The following is a 12,889-nucleotide window of genomic DNA, read 5'->3' on the forward strand; positions in this document are numbered from 1 at the left end:
GTTATATTATGGCTGTGAAATATATTTTTGTAACAGGCGGTGTGTTAAGCTCTCTTGGCAAGGGCATTACCTCTTCATCAATAGCGACATTACTTCAACATAGCGGATTTGATGTGTCAATTCTAAAGATTGACCCCTATATCAATGTGGATCCGGGCACGATGAGTCCGCTAGAACACGGCGAAGTGTTTGTAACCTGCGATGGTGCGGAGACGGACTTAGACATTGGGCATTATGAGCGATTTTTGAATAAAGATTTTCATAAGACAAATAACTTTACAACCGGGCAAGTCTATATGTCTGTAATTGAAAATGAACGCAAAGGCAAGTATCTAGGCAAGACTATTCAAATCGTGCCACATATCGTTGATGAGATAAAATCTCGCATTAAACTCGCTGGAGAAGGGAGTGAGTTTCTCATTGTGGAGCTTGGCGGGACAGTTGGCGATATTGAGGGAATGCCTTATCTTGAGGCGATGCGGCAGATGAAGCACGAGCTAGGCAGCAAGCAAGTTATTTCCATACACGTAACACTTATTCCCCTTGTGCGTGCGGCTGGGGAGCTAAAGACAAAGCCCACGCAACATTCCGTCCAAGAGCTAAGACGCATAGGCATTTCACCACAGATTCTCGTAGCACGATGTGAAAGAAGCCTTGATAAAGAGCTAAAAAGAAAGCTTGCAATGAGCTGTGATGTAGATGATGATAGCGTGATTGTGGCTGAAGATACGGAGAGCATTTATAAATGTCCTTTAAATTTTTTAGATGAAGGGATTCTTACACCTATCGCAAGGCATTTGGAGTTAAAAGAATTAAAGCCAAAAATGGATAATTGGGATATGCTCGTTAAAAAAATCATCGCACCCAAATCAAGCGTAACCATTGGCTTTGTGGGTAAATATTTAAGCCTAAAAGAATCGTATAAATCTTTGATTGAATCGCTTATCCACGCCGGAGCAAATACGGACACAAAGGTTAATATCAAGTGGATAGATAGTGAATCTGTGGAGGAAAACCCTGCCTTGCTTTATGATGTAGATTCTATTTTAGTGCCCGGTGGCTTTGGGGAAAGGGGGATTCAAGGTAAGCTAGAGGCAATACGCTATGCAAGGGAAAAAAAGATTCCATTTCTTGGAATCTGCCTTGGAATGCAGCTTTCACTCATTGAGTTTGCGAGAAATGTGCTTGGGATTAAGGAGGCAGATTCAGTGGAGTTTAATCCGCAGAGCAAAGAGCCTATTATATATTTGATAGAGGATTTTATTGACACACAGGGCAAGAAGCAATTAAGGACGCATACTTCGCCAATGGGGGGGACTATGCGACTAGGCGAGTATGAATGCCATATCAAAAAAGGCACAAAGCTCTATGAAGCTTATGGGCAAAAAAGTCTTATTAAAGAGCGTCATCGCCATAGATATGAGGCAAATCCAAAGTATAGAGAGCTTTTTGCTAATAATGGTATGATAATTAGCGGAGAGTGCAATGGACTTATAGAATCTATTGAGCTAGAAAATCATCCGTGGTTTGTAGCCGTGCAGTTCCACCCGGAATTTACTTCAAGGCTACAGAATCCAAACCCGATTATTTTAGCATTTGTTAAGCAGACATTAGCTCATAAAAAGCAGTAGTGTTGGGCTTTAGTTTGCTATGAGAAAAGATGAATGTAAAAGCCACACAAAACAAGATATTCTTCATTTTCTACAATCTCGTGATCTTGAGTGTGGTATCCACACTTTACAAGATTTACCTATGCCACAAAGTCTAAACCATATTGAATCTGGAGCAAAAATCATCACTCAAGCTATGGAAAGAAATAAGGAGATTCTTGTCGTTGGGGATTATGACGCAGATGGTGTGTGTGCAAGTGCGATTATGAGTGCTTTTTTTAAGGCGTTAGGGTATCAGCATTTTAGACTTATTATTCCACATCGCTTTGAAGATGGCTATGGCGTGAGTGCCGCTCTTTTAGAAAAGAACGCTAAAAATGCCGTTGTGGTTGTGAGTGTAGATAATGGCATTACCGCATTTTGTGCAGGGCAGTGGTGCAAGGCAAAGGGCATTCCTTTTATCATCACAGATCATCACACACCCACAGATACGCTTCCACAGGCAGATGTCATCATTAATCCAATGCTGCAAGATTCTACTTTTATCCAAAAAAGCATTTGTGGAGCAGTGGTGGCGTGGTATTTTTGTGCGGCGATAAAGCAAAATCTCAAAGCAAATATTGATATGGGAATGTTTTTAGAATATCTTGCCATTGCCACAATTGCCGATGTTATGCCCCTTACAGGGATAAATCGCATTCTTGTGAAAAAGGGCTTAGAATCGCTTAATCACTCTTCTAGTGTGCTTGCCACACTTTTGCGTGAGAGTTTTGCTAGATTCAAAAAGCCCATAACCGCAGAGAATCTTGCCTTTGATTTTATTCCATTGCTGAATTGTGCTGGGCGTATGGAGAGTGCAAATAAGGCGTTAGAGCTTTTGCTTAGTCCTAATCTGGCTCAGGCTACACGCATTTACACAGAGCTACAAAGTCTCAATAATAAACGCAAAGAGATTCAGCAAGACATTCTCCAAAAGGCACAGGAAAATATTATCCAAACAGATGATTTTGTCCTAAGCTATGGGGAATCTTGGCACGAGGGGGTGCTTGGCATTGTGGCGGCTCATCTTGCTAGAATCTACAAAAAAAGTGCTTTTGTGTTGAGCCAAAATGCTGATGTGCTAAAGGGGAGCGGACGCTCTTACGGCGTGGCAAATTTGATTGCAAGTATCACGCCATTGCAAAAATATTGCCTTTCTCTTGGCGGACATAGTGGGGCAGTGGGGCTAAGTTTAGAATCTTGTCAGCTTGGGACATTGATAGAAAAATTGCAGGAAACTATGGTGTATGGAGAATGCGATGAAAATGAGACATTTTTCACACTTGGGGTGGAAAGCGTTGATATGGAGCTTTTTGAGATTTTAGAATCTTTTGAGCCTTTTGGGGAGGGGAATCCTAAGCCTACATTTTTGCTGGAAAATCTTACCATACAGGAGATAAAGCCACTAGGCAGGGAAAATAAACATTTTGAATATACTTTGGCAGATTCTAATGGAGTGTGTTTGGTGGGGTTAGAGTTTTTAGCACCAACTAGGCGGGAAGTGGGACAGTGTGTGGATATACACATTGAGCTTATGCGTGATTATTATAAGAACTGCATTAAAGCAAAAATCCTTGAAGTCTTCCCAAGATAATTTTATCCCCAAACCATACAAGAGTAAAAGGTATTCTAAGCTTTGCATATCTACAAATGCGAGAATATTTTACTCGCACAAAATCATAATATTGCTTTAGATTCTATGATGGATACTTCACTTTGCTTGGTATTGCTTGTTTGTATGCTCTATACAATCTAGATAAATATACTGCACCTTGCCTAACACTTCAATCTCCCCTTACTAAAGTCAATTAAGTCCTGCACGCTTTTGACATTTAAAGGCAGCATACTTAGGGCGATTTCAAAGATTCTAAAACTTGTGAGTGCATCAGCATAGGCACGATGGCTCATAGCGGTATTGATACCCAAAAATTCATTCAAATACGACAGGGCATAACGCTTTGAAAGAATGGTTTTTTTAGCTAAATCAATCGTGCAAAGCTTAGGATTAAGCAATCCAAAAAGCCCATTTTGTCGCAAATGATAATCTAAAAAGCTAAAATCAAAATTCACATTATGGGCTACAAACACACCACTACCCAAAAACTCCCTAAAAGCCCTTAGCACTTCTTTACTTTGTGGGGCATTTTGTATATCTTCTTGCCGTATGCCTGTTAGCTCTGTGATATTTTCAGGCACAAAGGGGGCATACACATAGCTTTCAAAGCTTTCTAGAATCTGCGAATTTTTCACTCTCAATGCACCAATCTCTATAATCTCACTGCTTTGGGGCTTTGCACCATTTGTTTCAATATCCACAAAGACAAATTCCCCCTCCTGCCACGCTTGAAAAAATGTCGCTAAAGCAAAGCACAATTCCCCATTTTGCTTTTCTATGTGCAATGCCCCACCAGCACCTTTGAGTAGCTCTATTTCAGAATCCACATCGGCATATAATCCACCTATATTTTTTACATACATATAAAACTGCTTCTCACTCATCGGGGCTTGTCGCAGTTTTTCAAAAAGTTGCGTGTAAGTCATTGAAGCACAATTAACGCAGAGCAGATTTATCGCAAAGATAATATGGCTTGTCTATAATCATTTGAGCCAAAGATATAGCTCCCAGCCACCACCATATCAATCCCCGCATTTTTTAAATCCATAATATTTTTATCACTTACCCCCCCATCAATCTCTAAAAGGCAGTTAGGATTGAGCCTATCGCGGAGTTGTTTAAGATTTTTTAATTTTTTAAGAGAGCTAGGGATAAAGCTCTGTCCGCCAAAACCCGGATTCACACTCATAAGCAGCACCAAATCAATATCAGGCAAAATATATTCTAAATCCTGCTCGTTTGTATGGGGGTTTAGCACCACACCAGCTTTAATGCCTAAATCCTTAATCTGCCAAATAGTGCGATGCAAATGCTGCACTTCTTCAATATGCACACTCATAAAAGCTGGTTTCAACGGAGCAAATAGCTCCACAAAAAATGGCACATTTTTTACCATAAGATGAATATCTAGTGGCTTACTTGAAGTCTCTGCAATGCTTTTAACAATCATAGGTCCCATAGTGAGATTTGGCACAAAATGCCCATCCATCACATCAATATGCACATAATCACACTCCGCATCACATATTGCCCTAACCTCTTCACCAAGCCTTGAAAAATCTGCTGACAGCACACTTGGGGCGACCAGAATCTTTTTATGTTGCTCTTTACTTCCCTTTGTTTGCATCTCTATCCTTATAACTTAAATATTAAAATCTTTGTGCTATTGTAACACATTCAAACTCGCTTACACTTTAAGGATATAGAATGCCCCCTTATTCGCAGATTCAAAATAAGCCCACTTCACGCCTTTATGCGTATTTGCACCCTTTGTCCCCTACACTTTTTTATCCCGCTCATTCTCTCCCTGCTCCGACAATTCCCTACAATCCTTGTGGGCTAAAGATTCCCCACTCTATGGGTTCTAATGCCTTACAGCACATCGCCAACCCCAAAGCCATTGTGATTTTTATCGGTGGGTTCTGTGATACGATTATGCGTGCGGTATTTAGGGAGTTTGCAGGATTCAAAGCAAAATCTTGCCTAAAAATCTATGCAAGTTTTAAATCCCGCACCCTTTTTGCTTCGTGGCTACCAACACTTATGGAGCAGAATCTGCCCCTTTTTGTCATCACGCATTCGTGGGGAGCGAGTAATTTTTATAAAGCCTTATGCGATATACAAAACTCTTGCCCTATCGCCCTGCATTATCTTTTAACCCTTGATCCTGTGGGATTTACCCCACATACGCACCGCCCTAATGGCATAAGGCTATGGGAAAATATCTATATCAAAAACAAGTCTAAAAATCCCCGCAGACCAAATATCATAGCTCTTATAGGACGCCCTTGGAATGAAGTTGCAATCAGTGATTACAACGCCTCTTTAGATTCTGCCTCTTTAGATTCTACTTCGTTAGATTTTGCTTGTCATCACGCAAGTATTCACCAAATGATACAAGCCTCGCATTTTATGAAAGAACTCCACAATATCATCAAAGCTTAAAGCTAAAATGTTATAATCCCACGATTTTAAACAAAAGGATTTGAATGATAAGCGTGATTATTGAAACCTTAAGGGAAGCCGCTCTGCGTATTGATACGCTTTTAAAAGACACTTCCACAAGCTACCTACAAAGCACAAATGCTAGTGGAGATTCACAGCTTGAAGTAGATGTGGAAGCCGATAAGCTTTTGCAAGAAATGCTTTTAGAATTGCCTTGTGTGAAGGGCATTTGCAGTGAGGAGCAAGAAAGCATCGTGTATTCTAAAAATACACAAGCCCCCTATCTCATCGCCTATGATCCCCTTGATGGCTCATCGTTGTTTGATAGCAACCTTAGCATTGGCACAATCTTTGGAATCTACAATGAAGAGCTTAAAGCAGATTCACTTATCGCAAGTGGATACATCATCTATGGCGTGAGACTTGAAATGGTTATAGCCCAAGAGCAAGTCCTGCATTCTCGCTACAATGGCAAGGTTTGGAAAAATCTAGGTGCATTGCAACTGCAATCAAAAGGCAAACTCAACGCACCCGGTGGCACACAAAAAAATTGGGAGAGCAAACATAAGGCAATGGTAGAATCCCTTTTTGCACAAGGCTATCGTTTGCGATATTCTGGTGGAATGGTGCCGGATTTACATCAGATTCTCATAAAAGGTGGAGGGCTATTTAGCTATCCCGCCACAAGCGACGCTCCACAAGGTAAATTACGCAAACTCTTTGAAGTATTCCCCTTTGCTTTTATCTATGAAAAAGCCGGTGGAGTAGCCACAAATGGTAAAAAAAGGCTTTTAGAGCTTGGCACTGAAAACCTGCACGACACCACACCTTGCTTTTTTGGCAGCACTTATGAGATGAATCTTGTAAAGGAAGTCTATGAATGAGACATTAAGCACGGATACTTTAAATACGGATATTTTCACGCAAAGGCTTGAAGAAAAAAGTCGCATTTTACAGCAATGCCAACAAAGCAAATCTTTTTCATCTTGCTCTAAATGTGAGAGCTTTCTTGCTTGTGAGACGCGACAGGAATATGTCAAAGCCGTATATGAGAGTATGTCAAAAGGACAGCAAGGCGGCTTTGACTTTAACTAACAACTTTGATTTAACACACAACAAAAGGATAACAATGCAGCAAAAAACTTTCATCACCTCACCTATTTATTATGTCAATGACATTCCCCATATAGGACACGCTTATACAACTATTTTATGCGATATGCTAAAAAAATTTAGAATCTTGCAAGGTGAAGATGTGCTATTCTTAACCGGCACAGATGAGCACGGGCAAAAAATAGAGCAATCCGCACAAAAGCATAATCAAACTCCACAAGCTTACGCCGATAGCGTGAGTATAAAATTTAAAGAGCTATGGAATGAGTTTGGACTAGATTATGATATTTTTGTTCGCACCACAGATTCTAAACACTGCCAAAGTGTGCAAAAAGCCTTTGAGACAATGTTTGAAAAAGGCGACATTTATAAGGGAAGCTATGAGGGGAACTACTGCATTTCGTGTGAAAGCTTTTTTACCCAAAGTCAGTTAGGGGAAAATCTAAGCTGTCCAGATTGCGGGAAGCAAACACAAATCGTGCAAGAAGAAAGCTACTTTTTTGCTTTAAGCAATTACCAAGATAAACTCCTAGAGTTTTATAAACAAAACCCAAATATGATAGCCCCAGCCTTTCGCCAAAGTGAAGTGGTAAAATTTATCAGTGAAGGCTTAAATGATTTATCTATCACACGCACAAGCTTTGAGTGGGGAATCCCACTGCCAGAAAACCCCAAACGCAATGATAGTAAGAAGCACATTATGTATGTATGGCTTGATGCCTTGCTTAGCTACATTAGTCCGCTTGGCTATATGCAAGATTCTAATAAAGCAGATTCTAACAAAATGGACTATTGGGAGAATGCCCTGCACTTTGTAGGCAAGGATATTTTGCGATTCCACGCTGTGTATTGGATAGCCTTTTTGATGAGCCTTGATTTACCCCTGCCAAAGCATATTTACGCACACGGCTGGTGGACTAAAGATGGGGCAAAGATGAGTAAAAGTATCGGTAATGTTATAAACCCAAAAGAAGTCGCACAAGCCTATGGCATAGAATCTTTGCGGTATTTTTTAATGCGTGAAATGCCCTTTGGACAAGATGGAGACTTTAGCCAAAAGGCTTTGATTGAGCGGATTAATAGTGAGCTAGGCAATGATGTAGGCAATCTGCTTAATCGCCTTTTGGGTATGAGTGAGAAATACTTTTCGCTGCAAGTAGATTCTAAAGATGTCAAAAAGTTTTTTGCCACGGAGCTAAACGAGCTAGAACATATCATCAATCGCACACAAGAGAAAATGCAGACTATGCAGCCTCAACGCTACATTGAAGAGCTATGGGCTGCCTTTAGCCTAGGTAATGGTGTGATTACAAAATACGAGCCTTGGAATCTTATGAAAAATGGGGAGCAAGATAAGGCAATGGCACTGCTAGGGCTTATTGCCAACATTTTAGCAAAAGCCGCATTGCTGCTGTATCCCATAATGCCTGAATCTACGGATAAAATCGCTAAAGCCCTATCTTTTAGCATTAATCCAGATTCTTTTGATAGGTTTATCAAGCAACACGCCCTGCTTGATAATCTCACCCTTACCAAAATCCCGCCGCTCTTTCCCCGCATAGAATCCCCCCTTATGTCTGAATCTACACAAGGCGAAGCAGAATCTAAAGAATCTAAAACGCTCAAAGATTCTAAGTCCGCAGATTCTAAACTAGAATCTGCGGGTGTCGCAAACCTTATTGATATTAAAGACTTTAGCAAGATTGACATACGCGTTGGCAAAGTCATAGAATGCTCTGCTGTGGAAAAAAGCCAAAAGCTCTTAAAACTTATGGTGGATATTAATGAGCCAAAACCCCGCCAAATCATCTCTGGAATCGCACAATACTATACGCCTAGTGAGCTAATTAACAAGCAAGTATGTATTATTGCTAATCTCAAACCTGCCAAACTGATGGGGCTTTTGAGTGAAGGAATGATACTTGCTAGTAAAGATGAAAATGGTTTATCCCTGCTCTGCCTAGACACTCCACGTGAAAATGGGAGCAAGATAAGCTAGATTCTAGTCTATAAGGACATTTTTTGAGAGTAAATGAAGTTGCAGAAATCACTCAAGGCAAATTGCTGAACTCGCCTTCCATTGCGGAATTTTCACGCATTATCTGCCATATAGAGCAGATTCAAAGGGGGGATTTATTTATCGCAAATGACTCCACGCAAATCTCTAAAGCCATTGAATCTGGGGCTTATGGGATTATTTATGATAATCCAAAAATGGAGATAACTGATAGTGAGATTGCGTGGATTCTTGTAGAGAATATAGCAGATTCTCTTATCCGTCTTATCCGCTACAAACTTCTTGCTAAGAATGTTACGACCATTTCGCTAAGCCCCATTGAAGAGGCGATTGCCAAAGAAATTATTGATGATGTATCTGTGAAGTTTTCTTCACATAGCCTAGAAGATATTATTGAGCTACTCAATGATGAAGTGAGCTTTATCATCACGCATAATCAAAATGTGCTTGATATTAGCTTTGAAGTGATGATCTCTAGTGTGCCTTCACAGCGTCCTTTTTTGCTCCTTTCTCACACACTTTTTGATAGCACGATTTTTTATAAAAGCACACATTACCGCATAAACCTGCCAAAGATATTTTTTAATGAGTTAAGCTCGGTATTAAGCCTTTGTGAAAATCGCCAAATCAGCCACGATATGAGTCACTTTAAGCATATCCCCTACTTTAAGCCAAATTTCCTAAACGCCTTTGGCAAAGTTATTGAATACGGACAAGCTGCTAAGGTTGCCATTGCTGAAGAAGATATAGAGCAGTTCAAAAAATATATGGCTTATATTGCAAATAACGCTGCTTGGGGGAAGTTTCTCTTTCTTGTGCCTTTAGTGTATTTAGAGCTTTTTAACCAAATCGCTCAAACTTTTGCCTACAACACACAAGAAGAGCTATGCGAGTATATCCGCACGCAAAATTTTAATTTTGCCCTTGTGCTAGGCATTAATGATGAAGCCCTTACCCACGCACTCAATATAAATCACAAGCAAATACAAGAGCCAGATTTGTTTTCAGGCTTGTGGGAGCAAGAAACACATAAAGAAAAAGAAGATTCTCTATGAATGAGTTTGAAGAGTATGCTAAAGCCAAGGCTACAAGCATACTAAAAGCCAAAAACATTGCTCCATTATTAGAATCTATCGCTACCTTGCCCTATATCCCTTCATCTATACATAGCGATAATGGAATCCACATTACCGCTTTAGATTCTACTTTTGCTTTAGATTTTAACTCGCAACATAGCCAAATGCTACGCTCTCTTGCCCTGCAGCTTAAGCCTTGGCGTAAAGGTGGATTCCACCTTTTTGATTTACATATTGATAGTGAATGGCAAAGCTTCATTAAATGGCAGCTTCTAGCCCCACATTGTGAGTTAAGTGGCAAACATATCGCCGATATAGGCTGCAATAATGGCTATTATATGCTTGAAATGCTTTTGCATAAGCAAAAAATGCTAAATTTTTATGAAGATTCTAAGCTGCCCGATACTTTGCCAAAGTCAATTACCGGCTTTGATCCAAGCGGGATTTTTAAAGCTCAATTTGATTTTCTAAATCACTTCATCAAAGCCCCCATTGATTTTGAACTGCTAGGCGTGGAAGATTTGCCCTCTTATTGCCAATCACGCAAAAGAGCTTTTGATGTGATTTTCTGCCTTGGTGTGCTCTACCATCGCCTTAGCCCCATAGAAACGCTAAAATCCCTTTCTCAATGCTTGGAGCGTGGCGGGGAGCTTATCCTAGATACGCTTATTTATGAATCTAGCCAAGAGTTATGCCTAAGCCCTGCAAAAAGTTATGCTAAAATGTCAAATGTTTATTTTATCCCAAGTATCCCTACTTTGCAGGGTTGGTGTGAGAGGGCAAAGTTTAAACATTTTGAAGTCCTAGCCCTTATGCCTACCACCACACAAGAGCAACGCCAAACGCCGTGGGTAGATTCTCAAAGTCTTGAAAGTTTTTTGCAACAAGATAAAAGCCTTACAATAGAAGGCTATCAAGCACCTGTGCGAGGATATTTCAAGCTTAAAAAGGAGTAAAAATGACAGATGATGGCTTAAATGAAGAAAATGCCCATATTCCCTTAGAAAATGACGATTTGCAAGTTTGCACCTCTATGTCCCCCAGCATCGTTGGGGAGCTTGTTGAGCTATATAGAAACAAGGCAATCGTGCGGTTTCGCCCAAATGAGCGTATGATTATGGATGAGAGCAAGATGATTCACGCCGGATTTGTGTTTAATGCTGCAAGTTTTGCTGCAATGGCAGCGATTAATAAAAAATATAGCGTGCTTATCGCTTCAGATGTGAAGTTCCTAGCACCCATTGAGCTTGGACACGAGATAACCTTTAAAGCTCAAGCCATTCAAAGCGATACCAAAAAGTGCGAAGTGAAAGTTGAAGGCTTTTTGCTGGATATTAAGATTTTTGATTCACTTTTCCACATCGCCGTTTTTGATAAAAAAATATTTAAACTTCGCTTCAAAAATGAGTAAATACCACTTGTTTGTTATCGTTTGTTTGTTTTTTTTTTTTTTGTATAATATCGGCTTATATTTTTATTCTTGCCTTAAGGAGTTGTTATGAGCTTTTTTAATCGTCTCAGTATCGGCACAAAGCTTATCTTTGTTGCTTCTTTAGTCGTTGCCATTTGTGTGGCGTTAATGGTATTTATTGTATCCCAAACCGCTTCAAGCATTCTCTCAACCGAGAGTGATAAGCTACTTACTAACACGGCTAAGCGTTATCAAAATTTCGTTCAAAACATTATGAGTGAAACCTTTGGAAACACACTTAGCAGTAGCAAGATACTCTCGGGTTTGATTGATGATGGGCAAAAAATTGATGAAAAAATGCTAAGCACATATTTATCTTCTATGCTAGATTCCGGAAGTTACTCTGTGGGGAGCTTTATCATTCTATCAAAGGACTACACAGAAAAACATCAAATTGTCTCAAAAAACAAAATTAGCTCTGGTGAGCTTGTTTTAGCCTTTATAGATGATAAACCAGCCGAAAGTGGCGGTATAAGGGGGATTAGACCAAATGAGCTATTAGATGCGAGTCCTCGGCTTCTTAGCAAACTTCAAAATAATGAAGTGCAGACTCTAAGCGTTCTTCTCTCCCAACAAACAAAAATTGACGGCAAAGATCTCTACTATAAGACAATTTTCGCTCCCATATTTGAAAATGGAAAGGTTGTGGGGATTGTCGGCAATTTGCTTGATCTCACAAGTATTGAAAGACGACTTGGCAACCCTGAATTAGATGTTTTTGAGGGGGCGCAACGATTTATTATAGACCAAAATGGCATAGTGATTTTTAACTCCGATAGGGAAAACACTATAAGAACTCGTCTCAAAAAGCTAGATGAGATAAATGCCCATCCAAGTGCAAAAGAGTTGATACAAGCAGTGATGAGTAAAAAAGATGGAATCTACACATACCAAAACCTGCACGGCAAGACTTCAAAGGCAGCTGTTGCGACATTTGAAGCGTGGAACAACATAGGAGAGACTTGGAGCATTATCTCTCTTGCCCCATTTAGCTCTATTGAAAAGCCTATTGATAATCTTGAGCTTGTGCTGATTCTTGTAGGCATTGTGGCTATTGCGTTAATCTCTCTTATCATATTTATCTTTATCCGCACAACAATGGTAAATAGAATCCGCAATATCTCCCACACACTCTTTGAATTTTTCAAATATCTCAACCACGAACGCAAAGATGCACCACAACCTCTTAAGATTGTGGCTCAAGATGAATTAGGTGAAATGGGAAGTAAGATTAACGAAAACATAGAAAAAACAAAACTAGGCTTAGAGCAAGATTCTAAAGCAGTAGAACAATCAGTATTAACTGCAAAGACTATAGAATCTGGAGACTTTAGAGCAAGAATTACAGAAACACCTCATAATCCTCAATTAAATGAATTAAAAGAAGTGTTAAATCATATGCTAGATGATTTACAAACAAAAATAGGAAGTGATACCAATGAAATAGCAAGAGTATTTGATAGCTATACAAGACTAGACTTCACCACAGAAGTCAATAATGCA

12 protein-coding genes are annotated in these 12,889 nt (G+C 39.8%); 10 read left to right on the forward strand and 2 right to left on the reverse strand.

From position 1 onward, the window contains the following. The first annotated feature begins 8 nt into the window (after positions 1-8). Together pyrG and recJ are read left to right on the forward strand one after the other, a co-directional pair. A complete protein-coding gene (pyrG, locus tag LS74_RS06720; RefSeq protein WP_034584630.1) occupies positions 9-1,631 on the forward strand; it encodes a glutamine hydrolyzing CTP synthase in 1,623 nt (540 codons plus the stop codon). Positions 1,632-1,650: 19 nt separating this feature from the next. Continuing rightward, positions 1,651-3,243, forward strand: a complete 1,593-nt coding sequence (recJ, locus tag LS74_RS06725) for a single-stranded-DNA-specific exonuclease RecJ (RefSeq protein WP_034584632.1) — start codon at positions 1,651-1,653, stop codon at positions 3,241-3,243. A gap of 182 nt (positions 3,244-3,425) precedes the next feature. On the opposite strand, the gene LS74_RS06730 is transcribed toward recJ, so the two are convergent. Both LS74_RS06730 and rpe read right to left on the reverse strand, forming a co-directional pair. Continuing rightward, complete coding sequence (locus tag LS74_RS06730) at positions 3,426-4,190, reverse strand: 3'-5' exonuclease (RefSeq protein ID WP_034584636.1); 765 nt, start codon at positions 4,188-4,190, stop codon at positions 3,426-3,428. Between the two features lie 26 nt (positions 4,191-4,216). Then, positions 4,217-4,891 (reverse strand): ribulose-phosphate 3-epimerase, encoded by a 675-nt coding sequence (gene rpe / locus LS74_RS06735; protein ID WP_052086336.1) that lies wholly within the window; start codon positions 4,889-4,891, stop codon positions 4,217-4,219. A gap of 80 nt (positions 4,892-4,971) precedes the next feature. Here rpe and LS74_RS06740 point away from each other — a divergent pair, with 80 nt between their 5' ends. The 8 genes from LS74_RS06740 to LS74_RS06775 all read left to right on the forward strand — a co-directional run. Next, entirely contained in the window at positions 4,972-5,709 is a 738-nt protein-coding gene (locus tag LS74_RS06740) for a hypothetical protein (protein ID WP_052086338.1), read from the forward strand. Between the two features lie 44 nt (positions 5,710-5,753). Continuing rightward, positions 5,754-6,593 carry a class 1 fructose-bisphosphatase gene (locus tag LS74_RS06745; protein ID WP_034584639.1) on the forward strand — a complete coding sequence of 280 codons (840 nt, stop codon included), beginning with the start codon at positions 5,754-5,756 and terminating at the stop codon, positions 6,591-6,593. Then, positions 6,586-6,804 (forward strand): hypothetical protein, encoded by a 219-nt coding sequence (locus LS74_RS06750; protein WP_034584642.1) that lies wholly within the window; start codon positions 6,586-6,588, stop codon positions 6,802-6,804. Before LS74_RS06745 ends, LS74_RS06750 begins: the two co-directional genes overlap by 8 nt. 34 nt (positions 6,805-6,838) lie before the next feature. After that, positions 6,839-8,821, forward strand: coding sequence for a methionine--tRNA ligase (metG, locus tag LS74_RS06755; protein WP_034584645.1), 1,983 nt, complete (start codon positions 6,839-6,841; stop codon positions 8,819-8,821). A gap of 23 nt (positions 8,822-8,844) precedes the next feature. Beyond that, a complete protein-coding gene (locus LS74_RS06760; RefSeq protein ID WP_034584647.1) occupies positions 8,845-9,894 on the forward strand; it encodes a hypothetical protein in 1,050 nt (349 codons plus the stop codon). After that, complete coding sequence (cmoB, locus tag LS74_RS06765; protein ID WP_034584649.1) at positions 9,891-10,871, forward strand: tRNA 5-methoxyuridine(34)/uridine 5-oxyacetic acid(34) synthase CmoB; 981 nt, start codon at positions 9,891-9,893, stop codon at positions 10,869-10,871. Before LS74_RS06760 ends, cmoB begins: the two co-directional genes overlap by 4 nt. 2 nt (positions 10,872-10,873) lie before the next feature. Continuing rightward, on the forward strand, positions 10,874-11,326 hold the full coding sequence (locus LS74_RS06770; RefSeq protein WP_004084412.1) for a hotdog domain-containing protein: 453 nt from the start codon (positions 10,874-10,876) through the stop codon (positions 11,324-11,326). Positions 11,327-11,413: 87 nt separating this feature from the next. Next, the coding region (locus LS74_RS06775) for a HAMP domain-containing protein (RefSeq protein ID WP_138128942.1) at positions 11,414-12,889 on the forward strand (1,476 nt) is incomplete at its 3' end.

Origin of the sequence: Helicobacter magdeburgensis (genome assembly GCF_000765825.2) — a bacterium.
In the GTDB taxonomy this organism is placed as follows: domain Bacteria; phylum Campylobacterota; class Campylobacteria; order Campylobacterales; family Helicobacteraceae; genus Helicobacter_C; species Helicobacter_C magdeburgensis.

Coding starts and splice junctions, on each gene's coding strand:
- pyrG (WP_034584630.1), top strand. CDS start 9: ATGGCTGTGAAATATATTTTTGTAACAGGCGGTGTGTTAAGCTCTCTT.
- recJ (WP_034584632.1), top strand. CDS start 1,651: ATGAGAAAAGATGAATGTAAAAGCCACACAAAACAAGATATTCTTCAT.
- LS74_RS06730 (WP_034584636.1), bottom strand. CDS start 4,190: ATGACTTACACGCAACTTTTTGAAAAACTGCGACAAGCCCCGATGAGT.
- rpe (WP_052086336.1), bottom strand. CDS start 4,891: ATGCAAACAAAGGGAAGTAAAGAGCAACATAAAAAGATTCTGGTCGCC.
- LS74_RS06740 (WP_052086338.1), top strand. CDS start 4,972: ATGCCCCCTTATTCGCAGATTCAAAATAAGCCCACTTCACGCCTTTAT.
- LS74_RS06745 (WP_034584639.1), top strand. CDS start 5,754: ATGATAAGCGTGATTATTGAAACCTTAAGGGAAGCCGCTCTGCGTATT.
- LS74_RS06750 (WP_034584642.1), top strand. CDS start 6,586: ATGAATGAGACATTAAGCACGGATACTTTAAATACGGATATTTTCACG.
- metG (WP_034584645.1), top strand. CDS start 6,839: ATGCAGCAAAAAACTTTCATCACCTCACCTATTTATTATGTCAATGAC.
- cmoB (WP_034584649.1), top strand. CDS start 9,891: ATGAATGAGTTTGAAGAGTATGCTAAAGCCAAGGCTACAAGCATACTA.
- LS74_RS06770 (WP_004084412.1), top strand. CDS start 10,874: ATGACAGATGATGGCTTAAATGAAGAAAATGCCCATATTCCCTTAGAA.